Raw genomic sequence first — 22,619 nt, 5'->3', positions numbered from 1 at the left:
TGAAATATGAAAAATGAAAAGTCAATAGCGAACCAGGCGACGCCGCTGACGAGCGCTTCCGCCATCGTGGCCCTGGCTGCGCTGGCGCAGGAATCGCGGCTGGCCGTATTCCGCCTGCTGGTGCAAGCGGGGCCGGAAGGCATGGCCGCGACGAAAATCGCCGACGCGCTGGCGATTGCGCCATCGTCGCTGTCATTTCACTTGAAAGAACTGGCGCACGCCAATCTGGTGACGGCGAACAAGGCAGGCCGTTCCATCATCTACGCGGCCAATTATGCGGGCATGAACGGCTTGCTCGCCTTCCTGACCGAGAACTGCTGCGCCGGCGCACCTTGCTGCGTCAGCGAACCCAATGTAAAGGACATCACACCATGACGATCACGATTTATCACAACACGGCATGCGGCACGTCGCGCAACACCCTGGCCCTGATCCGCAACACGGGCGTCGAGCCCGTCATCATCGATTACGTCAAGCATCCGCCTTCGCGCGAGGAACTGGTCGACCTGATCGAGCGTGCGGGCTTGTCCGTGCGCGCCGTCATGCGCGACAAGGGCGCCCTGTACGACAAGCTGGGCCTGGCCAATCCTGCGCTGAGCGATGCGGCCCTGCTGGACGCCATGCAAGCCCATCCTATTTTGATCAACCGCCCCATCGTCGTCACGGCACTGGGCGTGCGCCTGTGCCGGCCGTCGGAAAAGGTGCTGGAGATCCTGCCGCTGCCGCAGCAAGGGGCATTTGCCAAGGAAGATGGCCAGGCCGTCGTCGGCGCCGACGGCAAGCCGGTGAAATGAGCGGAGTATAAAAAACGGCGCCAGTGGCGCCGTTTTGTATTGCATATAAGTACAACGCGATCAGTGATTGCGGTCCACGGCAAACGAGCACAGTTGCAGCATCGATTGCTTGTAGATGCTGTCGGGCCAGCCGGCGATGGCATCGGCGGCGCGCTGGCCGGCGATTTCCGCCTGCTTGCGCGTGTAGTCGAGGGCGCCGCTGCTGGTGATGGCCGTCAGGACCGTATCGAAATGCTGTTCGTCGCCTTGCTCGATGCAGCTGCGCACCAGTTCGCGCTGTTCCGGCGTGCCGTTTTCCATCAGCCAGATCAGCGGCATGGTCGGTTTGCCTTCGCGCAAGTCGTCGCCCACGTTCTTGCCGATTTCGGCGGCGTCGCCTGCATAGTCGAGCACGTCGTCGATCAGCTGGAAAGCCGTGCCCAGCGAGCGGCCGTATTCGGCGGCCGCTTCGATATCGTCTTCGCTGGCGCCGGCGATCAGGGCGCCCAGTTGCGCCGACGCTTCGAACAGCTTGGCTGTCTTCGAGCGGATGACGTTCAGGTAGCTTTCCTGTGTCACGTCCGGATCGTGCATGTTCAGCAATTGCAGCACTTCACCTTCGGCGATCACGTTGGTGGCGTCGGAGAGGATTTGCATGACGCGCATATTATTGAGCGACACCATCAGCTGGAACGAGCGCGAGTGTAGGAAGTCGCCCACCAGCACCGAAGCGGCATTGCCGAACAGGGCATTGGCCGTCTGGCGTCCGCGGCGCATCGACGATTCGTCGACGACGTCGTCGTGCAGCAGGGTGGCCGTGTGGATGAATTCAACCACGGCGGCCAGTTCATGGTGCGCCGTGCCGCGATAGGCGTGGGCATTGGCCACCAGCAAAATCAGCACGGGACGGATGCGTTTGCCCCCTGCGCTGATGATGTACTCAGCGATCTGGTTGATCAGAATGACATCGGAGTGCAGCTTTTGGCGGATCACCGTATTGACTGCATCCATATCGGCGGCAATCGTTTGCACGATGGTGTTTTGGTTAACGTGTTTGTTAGCGTCAGACAAGGCGAACCTGCATTAGATTGTGGGTGCCGCGATTATACGACAAGGCTTGCGCACGCGTGATGTTTGCCTATGGCTGTAAGGCAATTGTTTGATCTTGTTGGCACTGCCGCGCGTTTTCCTGTCTGCCTGGCGCGAGCCTGACATGATGGTCAGGTTGTCGACATACCACGATCGTCAAGCTTTGTGAATACTTTTTGACGCAATTTCTCAGTCCGTGTATAATCGCTGGTTCCCCCTGTTGTGTACGGCTTGCTTTGCGTGACAGTGGGACAAATTCTTTCAACATTTGATGAGGTTTCAAATCATGTACGCGGTCATAAAAACCGGTGGCAAACAATACAAAGTTGTCGCTGGCGAAAAACTTAAAGTAGAACAGATACCGGCAGACATTGGTTCCGAAATCACCATCGATCAAGTTCTCGCAGTAGGCGCGGGCGACAGCATCAAGTTTGGTGCTCCATTGGTCGAAGGTGCAACGGTACTGGTTACGGTTGTGGCGCATGGTCGCCATGATAAGGTCAAAATTTTCAAGATGCGTCGTCGTAAGCACTACCAAAAGCATCAAGGCCATCGCCAGAATTTTACCGAAATCCAAATCGTTTCGATCAACGGCTAATCGCCGCTGTTTGAATTAATCAGCTATCAAGGAGTCTTAAATGGCACATAAAAAAGGCGGCGGCACAACGCGAAACGGCCGTGATTCAGAATCAAAGCGTCTGGGCGTTAAAGTCTACGGCGGCCAAGCTATCAATGCTGGCGGCATCATCATTCGTCAACGCGGCACCCCAGTGCGCGCCGGCGAAGGCGTAGGCATGGGCAAGGACCATACGTTGTTCGCGCTGATCGCGGGCAAAGTGAAGTTCGTTGTCAAAGGTGCCGGCTCGAAGCAATTCGTGACCGTTGTACCAAACGAAGCAGTACCAGCGTAATTCATTGGCGGAGCGCCAGTTCGCTCCGCAATGATCGCATGATGTAAGGCGCAAGCCTTCAATCGAAAGGCTCTGCCCAAGGTAGAGCCTTTTTAGTTTTATGGCGGCAAAATTATGAAGTTTATCGACGAAGCAAAAATCGAAGTCATCGCGGGCGATGGCGGCAACGGCTGCGCCTCTTTCTGCCGTGAAAAATTCCGGCCTTTCGGCGGTCCCGATGGCGGCGATGGCGGCAAGGGCGGCACCATTTGGGCAGTCGCCGACCGCAATATCAACACGCTCGTCGATTTCCGCTTCTCCAAAATGCACAAGGCTCGCAATGGCGAGCCTGGCCGTGGCGCAGATTGCTATGGCAAGGGCGCCGATGACATCCACCTGCGCATGCCGGTTGGCACCTTGATCATCGACAACGCGAGCGGCGAAATCCTGGCCGATCTGACCGAACACGGCCAGACCGAAATGCTGGCCAAGGGCGGCGAAGGCGGCTGGGGCAATATTCACTTCAAGTCCTCGACCAACCGCGCACCGCGCCAAAAAGGCGAGGGCAAGGAAGGCGAACGCCGCGAATTGCGCCTGGAACTGAAAGTGCTGGCCGACGTGGGCCTGCTGGGCATGCCGAACGCCGGCAAATCGACGTTCATTTCGGCCGTCTCGAACGCGCGTCCGAAAATTGCCGATTATCCATTTACCACCCTGCACCCGAACCTGGGTGTGGTGCGCGTGTCGCACGAGAAGAGCTTTGTGATCGCCGATATTCCCGGCTTGATCGAAGGCGCTTCCGAGGGCGCGGGCCTGGGCCATCAATTCCTGCGCCACTTGCAGCGCACGGGTCTGCTGTTGCACATCGTCGACCTGGCGCCGTTTGAAACCAACGTCGACCCTGTCAAGGAAGCCAAGGCGCTGGTCAAGGAATTGAAGAAGTACGACGAGTCGCTGGTCGACAAGCCGCGCTGGCTGGTGCTGAACAAGCTCGACATGGTGCCGGAAGAAGAGCGCAAGAAGATCGTCAAGGACTTCCTCAAGCGTTTCGCCTGGAAAGGTCCCGTCTTCGAGATTTCCGCGCTGAACCACCAGGGTTGCCCGGAACTGGTCAATGCCATCTACCAGCATCTGGAAGAGAAGAAACACAGCGAAAGCCGTGCCGAAGAAACGCAGATGACCGAAGAAGCACGCGGTATCTCGTCGATCGACCCGGATGATCCGCGTTTCAAGATCCTCGACTAAGCGCCTTACCCTGATGTCGGTACAGACGGTCGCTGCCGCGTTCGCACGCAAGCAAGCGTGGCAGCGCCGTGTATTGCATCTGATCGCGTATGCTTACGGGCTGAGCGCGGTCGCCTGTCTGCTGTTCGCCGATGAAATGGCGGCCGGCATGGGCATCTTCCTCAACGGCGTCGATGGCTACAGCCAGTTCTACGCTTCCCATGTCGGTGTCTGGGGCGCTACCGCGCTCCTGGCGCTGTTCGCGGCACGGCAGGGCGAACCGCCTGTCCTCGGCGATATCACTGCAATGTTGGTCCTGGCGCAGCCCGCCGGCCGTCTGTTCGCGGCCATCAGCTTCGGCTTGCCCCAGGGTTTTGTGTTGTTCATGTGCGCAATGGAGTTGACGGCGGGGCTGGCCTTGCTGCTGCTGCGTCCTGCGCGCTGACGTCTATTAAGTGAAGAGCGCCGCCCCATGGATTCCGTGATTCAAAAAGCTACCCGCATCATCATCAAAGTCGGCTCCTCGCTGGTCACCAACGATGGCCGCGGACTCGACCATGCTGCCATCGCGCGCTGGGCTGCGCAGATTTCTGGCTTGCGCGCCCTCGGCAAGGAAGTGGTGCTGGTGAGCTCCGGCGCCATCGCCGAAGGCATGCTGCGCCTCGGTTTCGAGCAGCGCCCCACCGATATCCATGAATTGCAGGCGTGCGCCGCCGTCGGCCAGATGGGCCTGGCGCAAATCTATGAAAGCAGCTTCCGCGCCCACAGCCTCGGCACGGCGCAAGTGCTGCTCACGCATGCCGACCTGGCCGACCGCGAACGCTACCTGAATGCCCGCTCCACCCTGACGACCTTGCTGCGCCTGGGCGTGGTACCGATCATCAATGAAAACGATACCGTCGTCACCGATGAAATCAAGTTCGGCGACAACGACACCCTGGGCGCCCTGGTCGCCAACCTGATCGAGGCCGATGCGCTGGTCATTCTGACGGACCAGCACGGCCTGTTTTCGGCCGACCCGCGCAAGGACCCGAACGCCTGCCTGATCACGCAAGGCATCGCCGGCGATCCGGCCCTGGAAGCGATGGCCGGCGGTGCCGGCAGCAGCCTGGGCCGTGGCGGCATGCTGACGAAAATCCTCGCCGCCAAGCGCGCCGCCAAGTCTGGCGCCCATACCATCATCGCCTGGGGGCGCGACAGCGACGTGCTCAGCCGCCTCGCCCAGGGCGAAGCGATCGGCACGCAGTTGCTGGCGCAAACGGGCCAATTGACGGCGCGTAAGCAGTGGATGGCCGATCATCTGCATACGGCCGGCGCCGTCGTGCTCGATGCGGGTGCCGTGCAAAAGCTGCGCCAGGAAGGCAAGTCGCTGCTGCCGATCGGCGTGACGGGCGTGAACGGCGAATTCGGCCGTGGCGCCGTCATCACCTGCGTCGACGCGCACGGCGTGCCCGTGGCGCGCGGCCTGTCGAACTACACGAGCGGCGAAGCGCGCCGCATCATGCGCAAGCCGTCCACCGAGATCGAATCGATTCTCGGCTACATGGAAGGCCATGAGCTGATTCATCGCGACAATATGGTGTTGTTGTAGGTCGGATTAGCGGCGAACGCCGCGTAATCCGACGCCACCACCGGCCAACAAGGTCGTCGGATTACGGCGCCTTGCGCCTAATCCGACCTACGCAGCAACGACATCGGCCCTATTCGGGCCGTTGCTTTACACCACGGCCGGCACCGGCGATTTTTCCTTGTAGTCACACAGGTCGGCGATCATGCAGTTCCAGCATTGCGGCTTGCGCGCCGTGCAGGTGTAGCGGCCGTGCAGGATGAGCCAGTGGTGGGCGTCGTGCAGGAATTCCTTGGGCACGAATTTGAGCAGCTTTTGCTCGACGATATCGACATTCTTGCCCGGCGCAATGCCGGTGCGGTTCGAGACGCGGAAGATATGCGTGTCCACCGCCATCGTCGGTTCGCCAAACGCCGTGTTCATGACTACATTGGCCGTCTTGCGGCCCACGCCGGGCAAGGCTTCCAGCGAAGCGCGGTCGCGCGGCACTTCGCCGCCGTGCTGATCGAGCAGGATCTGGCAGGTGGCGATGACGTTCTTCGCCTTGGTGCGGAACAGGCCGATGGTGCGGATGTAGCTGGCCAGCTCGTCGACGCCCAGGGCCAGTATCTTGGCCGGCGTATTGGCGACCGGATACAGCAGGCGCGTGGCCTTGTTGACGGACACGTCTGTTGCCTGCGCCGACAGCAGCACGGCGATCAGCAGCTCGAACGGCGTCGTGTATTCGAGTTCCGTTTTCGGGGAAGGATTGGCGGCGCGGAAGCGCGTAAAGATTTCCAGGCGTTTGGCAGCGTTCATGCGTCTTTTTTCGGCGTGTTGGGGGCGGGCGGTTCGGTCTGGGTGCTGGCGGCGGCCTTGGCGCGCGCGCGCTCCATGGCGGCGGCGATGATGGCGCGCTTGCGCTCCTTTTCCGCCAGTTCATCTGGCGTGACCGGCACTTCCTGCGTCACTTCCTGCATCTTGGCGACGGCCTTGGCTGCCAGGCGCGCATCGTTGGCCTCGGCTTCGCGGCGCAGCCGCTGCGTGCGGAAATCGTGGCGCGCGCGCGCGTCGTCCGCATCCATCTGGCTCCAGGCATCCCAGCCCGTGGCGTCACCGCTGACCGGGTACATGACGATGCAGTCGACGGGGCAAGGCGCCACGCACAGGTCGCAGCCCGTGCACAGGCTGGTCACTACCGTATGCATCTGCTTGGCGGCGCCGACGATGGCGTCCACGGGACAGGCCTGGATGCACAGGGTACAGCCGATACACAGCGATTCGTCGATATAGGCGACAGATCGCGGACGTTCGAGGCCGTTGACGGGATTGAGAGGAATAACTTTTTTGCCCAGCAAGCCGGCCAGGCGCACGATGCCCTGCGCGCCGCCCGGTGGGCACTGATTGATGTCGGCGCTGCCTGCGGCTATCGCTTCCGCATACGGGCGGCAGCCGTTGTAGCCGCATTTGGTGCATTGTGTTTGCGGCAGCAAGTCTTCGATCTGGTCGGCAAGTGAGGCAGGGGCAGGGTGCGGCACGGTCATCTTCCACGGTAAAACGTCATTATCGGCCATCTGGGCCGCGCACAAGTAAAAACCTGTTTTGTAGGAGGGGATAGCGGGTGCCAGGGCCAGCTGTTGCAGGCGCGCCGCAATCGTATTTTATTTCCCTTGGGAATGTCAAAGTGCAAATAAACAACTTTGCAATTCCTTTTTTTTGTGGGAGCATGATTTTCATCAAGCTACTAATCAAAAAGCCGACCGCCAGTCCTGTTGTCGCCCCCTGTGAGGCGTACCAGGTCATAGGAGCAAAACATGCGTTTCCTCCGGACAGTTGGTTTGCCCTTCTGTTTATTCATGCACTCCACACTTGCCCTTGCATACGGGCAGGCTGGCTCTCCCATGGCGGCGCCGGGCGCTGCCAGCTCGCGCATCGTCCGCTTCGCGGCGGAAGACTGGCCTCCCTTTATTTCCCGCAGCCTGCCTGCCGACGGCATGTCGGGCGCCATGGTCAGCGCCGTCTTCGAACGCATGGGCTATGTCGTCAAATATGAGTATTTTCCCTGGAAGCGCGCCATGCAGTTTGGCCTGGCCAGTCCCCGCTACGCAGGTTTCCTGGCCGTCTGGCGCACGCCCGAACGGGAAAAACTCTGTCATTTTTCTGTTCCGGTTGGCAACACGCAAGGTGTGCTGGCCTACCTGAAGGAGGATGGCGTGCCCGGCGCCGCCCTGACTGATCTGGGCAAGCTGCGCATCGGCACCGTGGCCGGTTATTCGAACGGGGAGCAGTTCGATGGCATGGTGGCGCGTGGCGAGCTGAAGACGGAAGAGGGCTTGAACGATGCGACGAATCTGAAGAAGCTGTTGATCAAGCGCTACCGCGTGATCGTCATCGAGCGCCATGTGCTGCAGCACTTGCTGATGGGACGCAACTTCAGCAAGGCTGAACGGGAACGCATCGCCATCATCGATACCGTCTTCAAGGAGCGCCCCGTGCATGTGTGCTTCCAGCGCGATGCCGAGGGAGCGGCGCGGCAAAAGCGCTTCAACGAGGCGGCGCGCGACATCGACACGGCCCGTCTGGAACGCGATTACTGGAAGCGGCTCGACCAGAGCCTGGCGACGGCGACAGCCCATCCCTGACACTGCGCGCCGTTGTTGTTCGTTGCCAAAACGAAATATCTAAATACGAAACCATTCGTTCTTGTTTGTTTGTCCATCCTTTAGTCTGCAGCCACTGTGTTGACGACTTTGAAAGGATGTTTTCGTATGCCGGAATTGATTCACAAGCAAGAGCCCGTCCCCCGTTTGCTGCAATTGGCGCACGCCGTCTCGTTGGCCGTGCTCGTGCTGGGAGCGCCTGGCGCGGCTCATGCGCAAGCGCCGCTGGACACCGTCATCGTCACGGGTGCGCGCGGCACGGGCCGCACAGTGGCCAACAGCGCCGCGCCGATCGACGTGATCAGCGCGCAGCAATTGCAGGCCACGGGCAAGTTGAACCTGCTCGACGCGCTCGATACGGCCTTGCCATCGTTTAACTTGCCGGCCCGCGTGCAGCCCGATCTGGGCAGCATCGTGCGCGCGGGCCAGCTGCGCAACCTCGACCCATCGCATACCCTGGTGCTGGTCAACGGCAAGCGCCGGCATACGACGGCCATCGTCAATGAGGATGGCTTTCCCGGCTCCGTCGCCACCGACCTGGCCCTGATCCCCACGGGTGCCATTGCACGTGTGGAAATCCTGCGCGACGGCGCCTCCGCCATCTACGGTTCCGACGCCATCGCCGGCGTCATCAACATCATCCTGAAAGCGGATGACAAGGGCAGCTTCAGCACGCAGCTCGGTTCCACCTACGATGGCGACGGCACCAACGGTTCCGCGCGCATCGATGGCGGTACGCGCCTGGGCGAACACGGCTTTGCCCACTTCGGCGCCGAAGTCCAGCGCCAGGGCATTGCCGTGCGTAACTTCGGCTTGAATCCCGGCTACCTGTCGTATCCGGCCGTGCGCAACAGCGATGGCCAGCTGGTCAAACTGGGGCCGAACAACAGCTTGCCGGCCGGCGCTTCGCCGAACCCGGCCGAAGCGACGCGCAACAGCAATCCCTGGCGCAATACGGGCGTGCCGCAAAGCACGACCGCCTCGCTCAGCGCCAACCTCGGTTATGACGTGTCGAACGAGGTGCAACTGTACGGCTTCGGCACCTACGCGCACCGCAATGCCCGCTCGGCGCAGAATTTCCGTCTGCCCAATACCATTTTCAATAACAACAAGGGCTTGCTGGCCGTGTATCCCGACGGCTTCACGCCGTATGAAACGACGAACGAAAACGATTTTTCCTTGACGGGCGGCATCAAGGGCGAGACGGCCGGTTGGAGCTGGGATATCAGCAGCACCTATGGCCGCGACGATATCGACGTGGGCGTGGAACACTCGGCCAATTACTCGCTGACCTATCCGGGCGGTAAGACGGATTTTGACATCGGCAATCAGCGCTACAGCCGCTCGACGACGAATGCGGACGCACGCCGTCCCGTGCAGCTGGGCTTGAGCGAGCCGGCCGATCTCAGCATCGGTCTCGAGTACTCGCATGAAACGCAGCAGCGCAGCCCGGGCGAACCCGCTTCCTGGCAGGGCAGCGGTTCGTCGGCATTGGCTGGCTACCTGCCCGTCGATGCGTCCGACACGGCGCGCCACAGCTATGCGGCGTACGTCGGCCTGGGCGCGAAGCTGACGCCGCAATGGCTGCTCGACACGGCCTTGCGCGCCGAAAAATATTCCGATTTCGGCAGCAAGACGACGGGCCGTTTGTCCGCCCGTTATGACGTCACGCCCGCCGTGGCGTTGCGCGGCACCGTCAGCAACGGTTTCCATGCACCTAGCCTGGTGACGCAGTCATATTCGAACACGTCCGACCATGCGGGCGTGCCCTACACCCTGGCACAGCCCAATTCCGTTGCCGCGCGGGCCCTGGGCGCGCAAGCGTTAAAACCTGAAAAATCGACGAATCTGTCGGCCGGGTTGACCTTCAACCCCACGCCGACCCTGCGCCTTGCCGTTGACGCGTATCAAATCAAGGTCAGCGACCGCCTGGGCGTGTCGTCGAATATCGGCATCGACCGCAGCTCGGGCATGGCGCTCGATGGCAGTGGCCGGCCGCTGACGGCGGCGCAAGCGGGCGTCATTGAAAACCTGCTGCGCTCGGCGGGTTTGACGGTGGGCAATGGCCTCGTCGCGCATTACTTTGCCAACGTGGGCGACACGCGCACGCGCGGCATCGACTTCACGGCCGAGGATGTGCTGCGCGTGGCCGACGGCAAGCTGCGCTGGACGGCGGCCGCGAACATCAACCATACGAGCCTGGTGGGCAAGGCGGACCTTCCCGCCGTGCTGCAAGGCTTGCCGAACATCGGCACCCTGAGCAAATCGGCCGAGTACGACTTGCTGTACCGCGCGCCGCGCGACAAGGAAATCCTCACGCTGGCGTATGAAAAAGCCGGCTGGACATTCAATGTACGCGAGACGCGCTACGGCAAGCTCAAGCGCCTGAACGCCATTACGGGCGGCGACTACCAGCTGAAAGCGGCCTTCGTGACGGATGTCAGCGTCGGCTACGACATCAGCAAGCGCATCAACGTGACGGTGGGCGCCAACAATGTCTTCGACCAGAAGCCGAACCAGGTGCCGCGCGAAGCGCGCAGCGCCGCCAGCCTGGCGCAGTACGCGGGCGCGTATGACAACACGGGACCGCTGGGCGTGCTGGGCGGCTATTACTACGCCCGCGCCACCGTCTCGTTCTGATTTTCCCCATCCCTCTACCGATCATCAAGAACAGGAAATCCTATGTCTGAACACAATCAACACGCCGCCATCGATCTGGAATGGGCGAATCTCCTTTCGCCGCAGCGCCGCACGCTCTTGCGCGGCGGCGGCCTGGTGGCGGCGCTGGCCGCTTCCGGCCTGGCGGGGTCGGCCCTGGCGCAGGATGGCGCGGTAAAACGAGTCAAGCCGCCACCCGGTAAAAGCCCATGGGGCGAGCATACGGATACGGCGCCCACGCCGCGCCCGGTCAGCGTGCGCCCCGGCGAGGAAACCTTGCCGAGCAAGCCGCGCGCCTACACGGATATCGAGAGTTATCACGCGCATATCTATTTTGACGAAGACAGTTACCAGAAGGCGGCGCTGATACGCAAGTGGGCGGCCGAGCGCTTCCAGATCGAGCTGGGCGACTGGAATCTGGAGCCGCGCGGCCCGCACGTGACGCCGTCGTTTTATTTTGGCTTTACGAATGACCTGTTACCGGTGATCGTGCCGTGGCTGCAGCTCAACAGCCTGGGCCTGACGATATTGATCCACCCGAATACGGAAGATCCGCGCGCCGACCACCTGTATTACGCGTTGTGGGTGAACCGTTCGCAGCCCGTGAACGGCTATGCGATGAAGAAGCCGGGACCGGGCGAGCCAAGGGTCGAGCAAATCTTTGTCAATACGCGCCCGACGGTGAAAATCGAACGGGCATGAGCGAGGCATAAAAGAAAACGCCACGCCAGTATGAACTGGCGTGGCGTTTCGATGGGTATGCCGTGTATCAGCCGTGTTTCTGGATGAATTCGCCGATCTTCGGGCAAATGATCTCGCGCCAGCGGCGGCCCGAGAAGATACCGTAGTGGCCGCATTTCGGCGCCACGAAGTCTTGCTGCATGTCGGCAGGGATGCCCGAACACAGATCATGCGCCGCCTGCGTCTGGCCGGCACCGGAAATGTCGTCCAGCTCGCCTTCCACGGTAAACAGGGCCACGTTCGTGATGTCTTGCGGACGCACCAGCTGACCGCCCACTTTCCATGTGCCCTTCGGCAGGCTGAATTCCTGGAAAACCGTTTTAATGGTTTCCAGGTAGTACTCGGCCGGCATGTCCAGTACGGCGTTGTACTCGTTGTAGAACTGGCGGTGGCCTTCCGCCGGCTCGTCATCGCCCGTCACCAGGTGCATGTAGAACTCGCGATGGCTTTGCGCGTGGCGGCCCGGGTTCATGGCGATGAAGCCGGCGTGCTGCAGGAAGCCCGGATACACCTTGCGGCCAAAGCCCGGGTAGTTCGGCGGCACCGCGTAGATCACGGTGTTTTCAAACCACGAGAACTTCTTTTCCGTCGCCAGGTTGTTTACTTGCGTGGGCGAGCGGCGCGGGTCGATCGGGCCGCCCATCATCGTCATGGTTTTCGGCATGTGCGGATCTTTTGCCGTCGCCATCAGCGAGATGGCGGCCAGCACGGGCACGGTCGGTTGACAGACGGAAATCACGTGCAAATCAGGCGCCAGCAGGCGGATGAATTCTTGCACATAATAAATGTAGTCATCGAGGTGGAACGGGCCTTCCGTCAGCGGTACCATGCGCGCGTCCGTCCAGTCGGTGATGTAGACATCGTGCTCGGCCAGCAAGCCGCGCACGGTATCGCGCAGCAGGGTCGAGTGGTGACCGGACAGGGGGGCAACCAGCAAAACTTTGGGCTGTTGCAAGCCAGTGGCTTCTTTTTTGAAGTGAATCAGGCGGCAAAACGGTTTTGTCACGACAACGTGTTCGCGGATGTCGACGCTCTCGCCCTGGACGAGAACGGATTTGATGTCGAATTGCGGTTTTTCGTAGTCTTTGCCAAGGCGGTACATCAGCTCGTAGCCGGCTGCGATGCGTTGCGAAAACGGGGTGTGGGCCAGAGGGGAAACCGGGTTGGTAAATAACTTGGAGGACATGTCTGCCCATTGCATCACCGGAGTGAGGAAAGAGCGTTGCAGTTCGTGCAGTTGGTAAAGCATATAGAGTCCTTGTTTGATTCCAAGCGCCAATATCGGCTCAAATATCATAATCCAATTTTACGATATTTGTTGAGGACAAAATGTGCTTTACCGCGCATAGGTCCACTGTTTGCGCATAGTTGTGACAGCGCGCCACAGTTACGTGGATAGAGCTGCAACGATGCTTTAAAAGCAAAAAAAGCAGCGTTTCCGCTGCTTTTTGTCTGTTTTTTTGCCGCCACGCCCCTGCGGGGAAGAATATCCATCCCCGCCGGAATTGCCGCCGCAGCTGCCGTGCGCTTAGCGCACCAGCATGTCGAGCTTGTCCTTGACGTCCTTGTATTGCTCCGCTTCCGGCAAGGCAGCCTTCGTCTTGGTGATCGAAGGCCAGTTACGGGCCAGATCGACGTTGATCTTGATGAAGGCTTGCTGGTCGCCCGGCACGTCCTCTTCCGCGAAAATCGCGTTCACCGGGCACTCTGCCACGCAGACGGCGCAGTCAATACATTCGTCCGGATCGATTGCCAGGAAGTTCGGGCCTTCCCGGAAACAATCTACCGGGCAGACATCGACGCAGTCGGTATAGCGACAGGCGATGCAGGATTCGGTGACAACGTGGGTCATAACAGTCCTATCAATTTGGGGGAGGTGCTGTAGCGCCTGCAGGAACCTCGGCGGCGCATACTAAAGCAAAGCATTGTATTTTAAGGCAATTCGCTATTTCTCACAAATCCCGCTTATATACAATACATATAAGCAAATTCATTTTTTGGCAGTGTCATTGCCGCGCAGAGCGGGCAATTCAGCGACTATCCGGGACGTTGCCATGAAGAACGCAGCAAGAACGCGACAGTCGCCCGATGCGGCAGGGGGCAGGGCGGGGGATGTGCTGGCTTGACGTGTGGTGTTTTTGTTTTACTCAAATCAAGATCGGCACAAATAAGTGCCGGAACACTCAGGCGCTGGCGCGTATTTGCGCCAGCAATTGCTGCCATCGTGCATTTTCAGCGCTGCCATCCTCGGCAAACGTGATGGTGCGCCGCGCGGTGGGCGCGTCGACGGTGATCTGCCAGCGGGGAATATCGGCGCCCACGTGTTCATCCGTGGCCTGCGGCTGCGTGAAAAAGCCGCTGCTGGCCAGTGCCGCTTCCAGCCTGGGGCCAGCGGGATGGGCTTGCGTATCGATCTCATACTGTTCGCTCAGGCCGGCAAAGCCGCCACTGCTGCGGGCTGAAATTTTCATGCTGCTCCTTGCTGTTGTGGGTGGTGTGGGCCGCGTCATGGCCTGCCGCTGCTGCGGCTGGCCTGAAGCGGACGCGCCGGTGCGCTGCCTTGCATGGGACTGTTTACCGGGGACCGTAACTGCGGCACCAGGCGGCCAGCGCTTCGCGCTCCGCTTCGAGCAACTGGTCCGATTCGCTGTATTCCGCATGGTTCATGGTACCGCAGCAGGCGCGCCGGTCTTGCACGGCGCCGTCTTCGTCGACGATATCGGGGGCAAACGTCATTTGCCCCTCCTCCGTCATGGCATTGGCCTTGAGCACTTCGCGCACGGTAAAGCTGTTGCGGATAAAGTCCAGGTAGGCGCCATTGCCATCGGCCTGGGCGATCGTCAGCATGTGGCCGGCCACGTCGGCATAGGTGGCGGCCTGGTCGGGCGATGCCACCAGCGCGCGCAGGACCAGGCTGCGCAGGTAGTCGCCGCAGCGGTGCAGCACGGCCGCGTCGTCTTCCAGCTGGGGCTGGCGTTCGTGGGCAAAGATGTCGGCCAGGATGTCGTAGATGGCGCCCGTAAACACTTGCGAGATGGCGTGCACTTCCGTGCCCGCTTCCGACAATTTGATGTCATTGTCGGCATTGCGCAAGCCATTCGGCCGGCCCAGGGCCAGGCCGAACTGCTCCGCCAGGTCGGCCAGGAAGGTTTTATCGTGCAGGTCGGACTTCGTTTGCGCGATCACCGCTTCCACCTGGTCCAGCTGCGACAGGGCCAGGAAGATGGCCGTCAGGTCGCCAAACGATTCGTGCAAGCCGCCCGTTTGCGGCGGATTGTTGCTGAGCAGCCAATTCGGCTTGAGGCCATCGAGCACGGCGTGCCCCGTTTCATGCGAGACGATGTCGAGCGAGCGGCAGGTGTAGACGCGCTCGGTGGCGCCGCTGGGGATGAAGTCGCCGAACTTGAGTGCCTTGTCGCTGCGGCTGTAATACGCATTCATGACATTGGGCAAGCCATGCGGGAACACGCGCAGCGGGGCCGTATTGCTGGCGCTGTTCCATTGCCAGGGCAGGGGCGGCGCCGTGTCGTTGCTGGCCAGCGCGCGCTGGTACATGGTGAGTGTCATGCGCACGATGGCAAACGTGTGCACGGCGTCGAACTGGTCGGTATTGGGCGAGACGATGAAGTCGCCGAAGGCATTCGGGCTGACTTGCGCGATGCCCGGTTCGCCAAACGTGATGCGCGCGTCGCGCGGGCCTTGCAGGATCAGCCCGGGCAAAAAGGCTTTACGGGTGCCCAGGTCGCTGACGGACGGATCTTGCTTCCAGATCAGCACGCGTGAACCGACGGGCACGGCGGCCAGGTTGCGCACCGTTGCCTCCGTCAGGCGGGGCGGGCCCGGCTGCAAGGTCAGTTGCGCATTCTTGCGGTGCTGGCGGTAGGGCGCCGAGGGGGTAGGGACATAGCCGACGGGCAGGGACACGCATTTGGTCAGGACGGCTTCGACCGGCACGATGACTTTCTGGTCCATGGTAGTTCTCCAAGACACGCGCAACTGGAACTGGAATAGTCGTCCCGCTTGGGCGCATCCGGTTTGATTCCGCGCAAACGATGCGCGGGAAGGACGGGCTTTTTTGGCCGTACGGCGCCCGCTGCGGCCGTGCCCGCCGCATGGCGGCTGGTATGATGCTGGCCGTATTGCCCCCGTTTTTATAATAAAAGGATCGTTTGATGGCGGATATAAATATAGTTCAGCAACATAAGCTGACAGCAGCAAAGGCGCGCGAAGCGGCGCAGCAAGTGGCCGACAAGCTGGCCCAGGAATATGACCTGGCGTGCGCCTGGGATGGCGATGTGCTGCGCTTCGAGCGCAGCGGCGTCGATGGTTCGCTGACCCTGGAAAAAGAGCAGGCGCAACTGCAAATCAAGCTGGGTTTCATGCTCAGCGCCTTCGCCTCCACGATTGAAGGCAAGATTGCCGAGAAAATGCGCAAGGTGTTTACCGAAGCAGTTTGATGGCATTTGGCCCGCTTGTCTGGCGCCCTGTTTGGTGCTAGGGAGCATGTCGCGGCGATGGGCGAAAGACGATGAAAACATGTCGCTTTTCGCCTTTTTTACGTCCGACTGTACGCTGGCGAACATTGCTAGCACATTTCTATTTGGAAAGCCATTGGACTTTGATGGCTTTTTGCGTTATACTTGAGTCATATTTACAACAGCTACACCGCGTTTCACCTTCTGCTTCGCAGTACTCTCCGCTCGCTGAGTGGTGAATAATTCTTCGGGTTTTACACCCGCATCCAGTTTAAAAGTAGCTTGGTCGATTTTTTTTCGGTCAAATACATTTGGTGCCATGTATTTGCATGGCGCTAGCGTTGTTAAAAGTCCTGAACCACAGCCTCTTTTAGCACGCACACGGCACCCCGGCACCGGCTTTGGCCATCCGCTGGTCACACGCGTGTCACCCCCTGTTTCCTGTCGCTCCCGTGCGCATTGTGCGCCGTGGCGTAGCCGACGCAACAGGGTTTGCTGATTCCCGCCGCAAGCTAGCAGGCTTGCTGGGTTTCAATCCATTCGTCAAATCGAGGGAGAACCACATCGTGGCAAAACAAATCATTATCGACCATGTGTTCAAAGTGTTCGGCGACAAGCCAGAAGAAGCACTTGAACTCGTCCGTCAGGGCGCCAGCAAGCAGGACATCCTGGCCAAGACCGACTGCACCATCGGCGTCTTCGACGCCACCTTTACCATTGAAGCGGGCGAGATTTTCGTCATCATGGGCCTGTCCGGTTCGGGCAAGTCGACCCTGGTGCGCATGCTGAACCGCCTGATCGAGCCCACCGCCGGCCGCATCCTGATCGACGGCAACGACATCAATACCTTGCCGGACGCCCAGCTGCGCGCCCTGCGCCGCAAGGACATCAGCATGGTGTTCCAGTCGTTCGCGCTGCTGCCGCAAATTACCGTGCTCGACAACACTGCCTTCGGCATGGAACTGGCCGGCATGCCCAAGGCCGAGCGCCATGCGCTGGCCCAGCAAGCACTGGAGCAAGTGGGCCTGGACGGCTACGGCGCCAGCTATCCCGACGAATTGTCGGGCGGCATGCAGCAGCGCGTGGGCCTGGCGCGTGCGCTGGCTTGCGATCCATCGATTTTGCTGATGGATGAAGCGTTTTCCGCGCTCGATCCGATTATCCGTACGGAAATGCAATCGGAACTGCTGCGTTTGCAGCAAATCAAGCGCCGCACCATCGTCTTCATTTCGCATGACCTCGATGAAGCCATGCGCATCGGCGACCGCGTCGCCATCATGAAAGACGGTCACGTGGTGCAAGTGGGCACGCCGGAAGAAATCCTGCGCAAGCCGGCCAACGATTATGTGCGCAACTTCGTGCGCGGCGTCGATGCGGCGGCCGTCTTCAAGGCCAGCGATATTGCCCGCAAGAGCCAGATCGTCGTGTCGGAATCGCCGAGCCGCGGTTCGCGCGCCGCGCTGTCGATGCTGGAAGAGCAGGATCGCGCGTTTGCCTATGTCGTCAATCCGCAGCGCAAGTTCCTCGGCGTCGTCTCGGCCGATTCGCTGCGCAGTGCGCTCGACGGCCATGTGGGTCCGCTGGGCCTGGCGCATGCCTATCTGCCCGACGTGCAGACCATCGATGCAGACGAGCCCGTCGCCGGCCTGTTCGGCCAGGTGGCGCAACTGCCTTACGCCGTCCCTGTGGTGGCCAATGACGGCAGCTTCCGCGGCGCCATCAGCAAGACGACCTTGCTGAAGTTCCTCGACCGCGACACGCCAGCCATAGCCGAACAACAACAGAAAGGACAAGCATGAACCCAAGCACCGTTTCCACAGTAGAACCTGTTGTTGAACAGGCCGCCCAGATCAATCCCTGGGCGCTGACGCCCCCCACCGACGCCAGCACCGCGTGGCTCGACGCCGCCGCGCCCGCCGTACAGCCGGAACATGCGGCCGGCTTTCACCTGACGCAGATTTTCGACGGCTCGCTGCCGCTGGAAAGCTGGATCAACCAGGGCCTGGGCTGGGTCGTCGCCCATTTCCGTCCGTTCTTCCAGGCCGTGCGTGCGCCGATCGACAGCGTGCTGTCCGGCGTGGAAGGCGTGCTGCTGGCCGCTCCGTCGCTGACGGTGATCGCCATCATCGGCTTGCTGGCGTGGCAGTTCACGAGCCGCACCCTGGCCATCGGCACCGTGCTGGCGCTGCTGCTCGTGTCGATGCTGGGCATCTGGCCGGAAGCCATGACGACCCTGTCGCTGGTGTTGACGTCGCTGGCCTTCTGCCTGGCCATCGGCTTGCCGCTCGGTATTTTCCTTGCCAGCAGCGACCGCGCACAGAATATCCTGCGCCCCTTGCTCGATGCCATGCAGACGACGCCCGCCTTCGTCTACCTGGTGCCGGTGGTGATGCTGTTCGGTATCGGGAATGCGCCGGGCGTGATCGTGACGATCATCTTTGCCCTGCCGCCGCTGGTGCGTTTGACCAACCTCGGTATCCGCCAGGTGCGTCCCGACCTGATCGAAGCGGCCCGCGCGTATGGCGCCTCGCCGTGGCAGTTGCTGACCCGCGTGCAGTTTCCGCTGGCCATGCCGTCCATCATGGCCGGTATCAACCAGTCGCTAATGCTGTCGCTGTCGATGGTCGTGATCGCCTCGATGATCGCCGTGGGTGGCCTGGGCCAGATGGTATTGCGCGGCATCGGCCGCCTGGACATGGGCCTGGCAACGGTCGGTGGCCTCGGCATCGTGCTGCTGGCCATCACCCTGGACCGCTTGACGCAAGCGATGGGCCAGCCACGCCGCGGCGTGCGCCACTGGTACCAGACGGGTCCCGCCGGTTTCGTGCTGCGCCTGGTGCGCGGCAACACGGAGAAAAATAATGTTGAACAGCAAGCAACGCTGGCCAACGCACAATAAGAAAGGATTTACATGCATCAAATTGACAATTTTAAAGTGACGCAAAAATCGCAACGCAAGTTCCAACTGTTTTCCGCCCTGGCCATCGCCGCCATGGCCCTGACCACCAGCCTGGCCATGGCGCAGACGCCGGCCGCAGCTGCCGATGCGCTGCCCGGCAAGGGCGTCAAGGTGCAGCCGCTGCAAAGCTCGATCGCGGAAGAAACCTTCCAGACCATGCTGGTCGACAAGGCGCTGGAAAAGCTCGGCTACGAAGTGCAGCCGATCAAGGAAGTGGAATACCCGACCGCGCATATCGCCATCGCCAATGGCGACGCCACCTTCATGGCCGTGCACTGGGACCCGATGCACAAGGATTTCTATAATAATGCGGGCGGTGACGCTAAGCTGTCGCGCACGGGCCAGTATGCGGGGCCTGCCGCGCAAGGTTATCTGATCGACAAGGCAACTGCCGAGAAGTACAACATCACGAATATCGACCAGTTGCGCGATCCCACCCTGGCCAAGCTGTTCGACCACGATGGCGACGGCAAGGCCGATTTGACGGGCTGCAACCCTGGCTGGGGCTGCGAAGCGCTGATCGAGAACCACATGGATGCGTACAAACTGCGCGAAACGGTAACGCACGTGCAGGGCAGCTATGCGGCTCTGATCGCCGATACCCTGGGCCGTTACAAGCGTGGCGAACCGATCCTGTACTACACGTGGACGCCATACTGGGTCAGCGGCGTGCTGGTGCCGGGCAAGGACGTGGTCTGGCTGAAAGTGCCGTTCTCGGCCAATCCCGACAAGGTGAACACCCGCCTCGACGATGGCAGCGACTACGGTTTTGCCGTCAACACGGCGCGCATCGTATCGAACAAGGCCTGGGCGGAGAAAAATCCGGCCGCGGCCAAGCTGTTCGAAGTGATGCAATTGCCCGTGGCGGACATCAATGCGCAGAATGAGCGCATGCGCCGTGGCGAAAACACGCAAGCCGGTATCGCGCGCCATACGGCCGGCTGGATCAAGTATCACCAGCAAAAGTTTGACGGCTGGATCGCGCAAGCGCTGGCGGCGGCAAAAAAGTAAATTACGGCTGATACAGCGTAAAAAAAGTGGCTACCGGTTTGGTAGCCACTTTTGCGTTAACGGCCTGTTTTGGTGGTTTTTGGTGAGTTTTCAGCCGTTTACGGCCAGTTTCAGGTGCAAAATGGGGAAAGGCTTGCCAAAGGGGTCGCATTCCGAGCGGCTTTCCCCGATAAAACCCAGGTGGCGGTAAAAGCCGTGCGCTTGCGTGTTGTGCTCGTTGACGTCGACGGCCGTGGCGCCCAAGGCCGTGATGGCGTACTGGACCAGCGTGCGGCCGGCGCCGCTGCCGCGTTGATCGGGATGCACGAACAGCATCTCGATCTTGGCGTGCTCGACGCACAGGAAGGCGTAAGCGCTGCCATCGGCATCGCGCAGCACGTGCAGCAGGCGTTCGGCCGTCACTCTGGCCAGCTCATCGCGAACGAAGGGCATGAGGAAAGCGATATCGCTGTCGGCGAGGAAATCGTGGGTGGCGCGTACGGACAGGTGCCAGACGTCGAACAAACGGGGCAGGTCGGCGGCATGGGCCAGGGAAATCGGTGATGGTGTCATGCGGAAATAATAACATTGCCCCGGGCTGTGCCGGGGCAGGGGGATGATCAATCCTTCAAGTCTTCGATCAGGTCGATGTATTGCTGCTGCGCATCTTCCTTCGAGGTGCCGGCCAGGGCCGCCCAGGCGTCGAACTTGGCGCGGTTGACGAAGTCGGTCATGCCAGGGCGCTCGCCCGTGGCGTCGCCGCTCGACGCTTGCTTGAACAAGGCGTAGATTTTCAACAAGGTCATATTGTCCGGACGCTCGGACAGGGTCTTGGAATCGAGCTGCGCTTGGTCGAATTGCTCTTGTAAACTCATGATGGCTCCTGTGTGCTGATGGAATCGCTGGAAAAGTGCGGCAGGCCCGACGGAGTGGCCACCGTGCGTGCTGCAGTGCCTGACATCATAGTGAAAAAAGCGCGCCGTGCATTAGAGGACACACTCAAAACAAAAGCGCCGCCGCTGCGTGAACAGGGGCGGCGCCAGGTACAGTCGCTCGAGCGCTGCGGAGTCGGTACTTATACGCCCAGCAGTTCGACGTCGAAAATCAGGGTGGCGTTCGGTGGAATCACGCCGCCGGCGCCGCGGGCGCCATAGCCCAGTGCTGCCGGGATGATCAGCTGGCGCTTGCCGCCCACTTTCATGCCTTGCACGCCTTCGTCCCAGCCCTGGATGACGCGGCCTGCGCCCAGCGGGAATTCGAACGGGTCGTTGCGGTCCTTGCTCGAATCAAATTTCGAACCGGCGCTGCCGTCGTCGTTCTGCAGCCAGCCCGTGTAATGCACGACAACATTGTTGCCGGCTTGCGCTTCAGCGCCTTCGCCGACGACGGTATCGATGTATTGCAGACCGGAAGCGGTAGTGGTGGTGGTCATGATAATCCTTGTGTTGGCGATGAAAGCTTCAGATTGTAGAGCAATGAGTTGCAAAGCGCCATTCCAGGCCCGCTGCAGGGAAAATGGGGAAGTTACGACGAGGTTTGGCGACGGCTTGTATTTAAGGGGGGATTTCACACAATAAATACGGTGTTCCACGTAAAATGCATGTTTTGTATTTAACAGTGATTTCTTCCATGTTCCGCAGTCTACGCCGCCTTGTTTTTTCCTCGCTGTGCCTGGTTTCCGCAATATCGACGGCGCAAGCCGAAGTGGTGGTGGTACTCAATTCCCGTGATGCTACGGTGCAACTGCTAGACCAGAAAACCTACGCCCCCCTGTCCACCTTTGCCGTTGGCAAGGAACCGCACCACCTGATGGAGACGCCGGACGGCAAGTCGCTGATCGTCGCCAGCTCCGTCGGCAACGAACTGATCTTCCTCGACCCCGTCTCGGGCCAGATCCAGCGCCGCATCAGCAACATCCTCGATCCCTACCAGATCGGCTTTTCGCCGGACCAGAAGTGGTTCATCTCGAATTCGCTGCGCCTGGACCGCATCGACCTGTACCGCTACGACGGCAAGAACCTGACCCTGGCCAAGCGCATCGCGCTGCCGAAGCTGCCCAGCCACATGGCCTTCACGGCCGACAGCACCATGGCTTTTATCACGCAGCAGGGCAGCAACCAGGTCAGCGCCATCGACCTGGCCACGCAGACGGTGAAATGGACCATGCCCGTCGGCCCCGCGCCGGCCGGCATCACGATGACGCCCGACGGTAAATATTTGCTGGTTGGCATCATGGGCAGCGATTACGTGGAAGTGATCGACTGGCGCACGCAAAAGACCGTCAAGCGCATCAAGGCGGGCGCCGGCACGCATAATTTCCGCGCGCTCGGTGACAACCGCATGACGTTCGTGTCGAACCGCGTGTCGAACACGATCAACATCATCGACCAGCAAACCCTGGAAAACGTGGGCACCATCAACGTGCCCGGTGGCCCGGACTGCATGGAAATCACGCCCGATGGCAAGACCATGTGGGTCACCCTGCGCTGGATCAAGAAAGTGGCTGTGATCGATTTGACCACGCGCAAGGTGATCAAGACGATCCCCGTGGGCCGCTCGCCCCATGGCGTGTATTTCGCCACGCACTCGCCGCGCATGTGATGACGGGTGTGAT

26 protein-coding genes are annotated in these 22,619 nt (G+C 60.7%); 15 read left to right on the top strand and 11 right to left on the bottom strand.

From position 1 onward, the window contains the following. Positions 1-6: 6 nt before the first annotated feature. Positions 7-375, top strand: coding sequence for an ArsR/SmtB family transcription factor (locus AC1Q6X_RS22300; RefSeq protein WP_175445220.1), 369 nt, complete (start codon positions 7-9; stop codon positions 373-375). Next, positions 372-794: an arsenate reductase (glutaredoxin) gene (gene arsC / locus AC1Q6X_RS22295; protein WP_070219283.1), complete on the top strand. Its 423-nt coding sequence runs from the start codon at positions 372-374 to the stop codon at positions 792-794. The genes AC1Q6X_RS22300 and arsC overlap by 4 nt, the downstream gene beginning before the upstream one ends. A 60-nt stretch (positions 795-854) precedes the next feature. Here arsC and ispB read toward each other — a convergent pair whose 3' ends face one another. Then, positions 855-1,844 carry an octaprenyl diphosphate synthase gene (ispB, locus tag AC1Q6X_RS22290; protein WP_070219282.1) on the bottom strand — a complete coding sequence of 330 codons (990 nt, stop codon included), beginning with the start codon at positions 1,842-1,844 and terminating at the stop codon, positions 855-857. 304 nt (positions 1,845-2,148) lie between these two features. Here ispB and rplU point away from each other — a divergent pair, with 304 nt between their 5' ends. The 5 genes from rplU (at position 2,149) to proB (ending at position 5,567) form a co-directional block, all read left to right on the top strand. Beyond that, entirely contained in the window at positions 2,149-2,460 is a 312-nt protein-coding gene (gene rplU, locus AC1Q6X_RS22285; protein WP_034754730.1) for a 50S ribosomal protein L21, read from the top strand. A gap of 40 nt (positions 2,461-2,500) precedes the next feature. Next, positions 2,501-2,773, top strand: a complete 273-nt coding sequence (gene rpmA, locus AC1Q6X_RS22280; RefSeq protein WP_070219281.1) for a 50S ribosomal protein L27 — start codon at positions 2,501-2,503, stop codon at positions 2,771-2,773. Between the two features lie 114 nt (positions 2,774-2,887). Further along, positions 2,888-3,997: a GTPase ObgE gene (obgE, locus tag AC1Q6X_RS22275; RefSeq protein ID WP_034754647.1), complete on the top strand. Its 1,110-nt coding sequence runs from the start codon at positions 2,888-2,890 to the stop codon at positions 3,995-3,997. Next, complete coding sequence (locus tag AC1Q6X_RS22270) at positions 3,969-4,421, top strand: hypothetical protein (RefSeq protein ID WP_492498410.1); 453 nt, start codon at positions 3,969-3,971, stop codon at positions 4,419-4,421. Before obgE ends, AC1Q6X_RS22270 begins: the two co-directional genes overlap by 29 nt. Before the next feature lie 27 nt (positions 4,422-4,448). Beyond that, positions 4,449-5,567: a glutamate 5-kinase gene (gene proB / locus AC1Q6X_RS22265; RefSeq protein ID WP_070219279.1), complete on the top strand. Its 1,119-nt coding sequence runs from the start codon at positions 4,449-4,451 to the stop codon at positions 5,565-5,567. Between the two features lie 126 nt (positions 5,568-5,693). Here proB and nth read toward each other — a convergent pair whose 3' ends face one another. After that, positions 5,694-6,341 carry an endonuclease III gene (gene nth, locus AC1Q6X_RS22260; RefSeq protein WP_409027152.1) on the bottom strand — a complete coding sequence of 216 codons (648 nt, stop codon included), beginning with the start codon at positions 6,339-6,341 and terminating at the stop codon, positions 5,694-5,696. After that, entirely contained in the window at positions 6,338-7,096 is a 759-nt protein-coding gene (gene rsxB / locus AC1Q6X_RS22255; RefSeq protein ID WP_254670476.1) for an electron transport complex subunit RsxB, read from the bottom strand. The genes nth and rsxB overlap by 4 nt, the downstream gene beginning before the upstream one ends. Before the next feature lie 327 nt (positions 7,097-7,423). Between rsxB and AC1Q6X_RS22250 the strand changes: the two genes are divergently transcribed. The 3 genes from AC1Q6X_RS22250 (at position 7,424) to AC1Q6X_RS22240 (ending at position 11,542) form a co-directional block, all read left to right on the top strand. Beyond that, positions 7,424-8,164 carry a substrate-binding periplasmic protein gene (locus AC1Q6X_RS22250; RefSeq protein WP_492498409.1) on the top strand — a complete coding sequence of 247 codons (741 nt, stop codon included), beginning with the start codon at positions 7,424-7,426 and terminating at the stop codon, positions 8,162-8,164. Between the two features lie 126 nt (positions 8,165-8,290). After that, positions 8,291-10,822 carry a TonB-dependent receptor plug domain-containing protein gene (locus AC1Q6X_RS22245; RefSeq protein WP_492498408.1) on the top strand — a complete coding sequence of 844 codons (2,532 nt, stop codon included), beginning with the start codon at positions 8,291-8,293 and terminating at the stop codon, positions 10,820-10,822. Between the two features lie 42 nt (positions 10,823-10,864). Further along, positions 10,865-11,542 (top strand): DOPA 4,5-dioxygenase family protein, encoded by a 678-nt coding sequence (locus AC1Q6X_RS22240; protein ID WP_492498407.1) that lies wholly within the window; start codon positions 10,865-10,867, stop codon positions 11,540-11,542. A 67-nt stretch (positions 11,543-11,609) separates the two neighbouring features. Here AC1Q6X_RS22240 and AC1Q6X_RS22235 read toward each other — a convergent pair whose 3' ends face one another. The 4 genes from AC1Q6X_RS22235 to AC1Q6X_RS22220 all read right to left on the bottom strand — a co-directional run bounded on the left by AC1Q6X_RS22235 (position 11,610) and on the right by AC1Q6X_RS22220 (position 15,553). Then, complete coding sequence (locus AC1Q6X_RS22235) at positions 11,610-12,830, bottom strand: polyhydroxyalkanoate depolymerase (RefSeq protein WP_070291132.1); 1,221 nt, start codon at positions 12,828-12,830, stop codon at positions 11,610-11,612. A gap of 279 nt (positions 12,831-13,109) precedes the next feature. Beyond that, on the bottom strand, positions 13,110-13,433 hold the full coding sequence (gene fdxA, locus AC1Q6X_RS22230) for a ferredoxin FdxA (protein ID WP_010395176.1): 324 nt from the start codon (positions 13,431-13,433) through the stop codon (positions 13,110-13,112). 331 nt (positions 13,434-13,764) lie between these two features. Beyond that, positions 13,765-14,052, bottom strand: a complete 288-nt coding sequence (locus tag AC1Q6X_RS22225) for a protealysin inhibitor emfourin (protein WP_070219272.1) — start codon at positions 14,050-14,052, stop codon at positions 13,765-13,767. Between the two features lie 103 nt (positions 14,053-14,155). Continuing rightward, positions 14,156-15,553 carry a gluzincin family metallopeptidase gene (locus AC1Q6X_RS22220; protein ID WP_070219271.1) on the bottom strand — a complete coding sequence of 466 codons (1,398 nt, stop codon included), beginning with the start codon at positions 15,551-15,553 and terminating at the stop codon, positions 14,156-14,158. A gap of 200 nt (positions 15,554-15,753) precedes the next feature. Here AC1Q6X_RS22220 and AC1Q6X_RS22215 point away from each other — a divergent pair, with 200 nt between their 5' ends. Next, complete coding sequence (locus AC1Q6X_RS22215; RefSeq protein WP_070219270.1) at positions 15,754-16,038, top strand: polyhydroxyalkanoic acid system family protein; 285 nt, start codon at positions 15,754-15,756, stop codon at positions 16,036-16,038. Positions 16,039-16,215: 177 nt separating this feature from the next. Here the strand turns inward: AC1Q6X_RS22215 and AC1Q6X_RS22210 are convergent, their stop codons facing one another. Beyond that, positions 16,216-16,377, bottom strand: a complete 162-nt coding sequence (locus tag AC1Q6X_RS22210; protein ID WP_162995550.1) for a hypothetical protein — start codon at positions 16,375-16,377, stop codon at positions 16,216-16,218. A gap of 245 nt (positions 16,378-16,622) precedes the next feature. Between AC1Q6X_RS22210 and proV the strand changes: the two genes are divergently transcribed. Genes proV through proX form a run of 3 tightly spaced genes read left to right on the top strand, consistent with a single transcriptional unit; the run spans position 16,623 to position 20,026 of the window. Continuing rightward, the gene (gene proV / locus AC1Q6X_RS22205) at positions 16,623-17,855 is read left to right on the top strand and encodes a glycine betaine/L-proline ABC transporter ATP-binding protein ProV (RefSeq protein WP_070219346.1); all 1,233 of its coding nucleotides are present in this window, start codon (positions 16,623-16,625) and stop codon (positions 17,853-17,855) included. Next, on the top strand, positions 17,852-18,955 hold the full coding sequence (proW, locus tag AC1Q6X_RS22200; protein WP_070219269.1) for a glycine betaine/L-proline ABC transporter permease ProW: 1,104 nt from the start codon (positions 17,852-17,854) through the stop codon (positions 18,953-18,955). The genes proV and proW overlap by 4 nt, the downstream gene beginning before the upstream one ends. A gap of 12 nt (positions 18,956-18,967) precedes the next feature. After that, the gene (gene proX / locus AC1Q6X_RS22195; RefSeq protein ID WP_492498406.1) at positions 18,968-20,026 is read left to right on the top strand and encodes a glycine betaine/L-proline ABC transporter substrate-binding protein ProX; all 1,059 of its coding nucleotides are present in this window, start codon (positions 18,968-18,970) and stop codon (positions 20,024-20,026) included. A gap of 90 nt (positions 20,027-20,116) precedes the next feature. Here proX and AC1Q6X_RS22190 read toward each other — a convergent pair whose 3' ends face one another. From AC1Q6X_RS22190 to AC1Q6X_RS22180, 3 genes are all read right to left on the bottom strand, one after another. After that, positions 20,117-20,578 carry a GNAT family N-acetyltransferase gene (locus tag AC1Q6X_RS22190; RefSeq protein WP_492498405.1) on the bottom strand — a complete coding sequence of 154 codons (462 nt, stop codon included), beginning with the start codon at positions 20,576-20,578 and terminating at the stop codon, positions 20,117-20,119. 47 nt (positions 20,579-20,625) lie between these two features. After that, positions 20,626-20,880: an acyl-CoA-binding protein gene (locus AC1Q6X_RS22185; RefSeq protein WP_070219266.1), complete on the bottom strand. Its 255-nt coding sequence runs from the start codon at positions 20,878-20,880 to the stop codon at positions 20,626-20,628. 200 nt (positions 20,881-21,080) lie between these two features. Then, a complete protein-coding gene (locus AC1Q6X_RS22180) occupies positions 21,081-21,437 on the bottom strand; it encodes an FKBP-type peptidyl-prolyl cis-trans isomerase (protein WP_034760263.1) in 357 nt (118 codons plus the stop codon). Between the two features lie 197 nt (positions 21,438-21,634). Between AC1Q6X_RS22180 and AC1Q6X_RS22175 the strand changes: the two genes are divergently transcribed. Next, on the top strand, positions 21,635-22,606 hold the full coding sequence (locus AC1Q6X_RS22175; protein WP_070291134.1) for a YVTN family beta-propeller repeat protein: 972 nt from the start codon (positions 21,635-21,637) through the stop codon (positions 22,604-22,606). The last annotated feature ends 13 nt before the right edge of the window (positions 22,607-22,619 follow it).

Source organism: Janthinobacterium sp. GW823-FHT06H09, assembly GCF_058794735.1.
The sequence above is the reverse complement of the archived record's forward strand: the minus strand, read 5'-3'. Positions and strand labels throughout refer to the sequence as shown.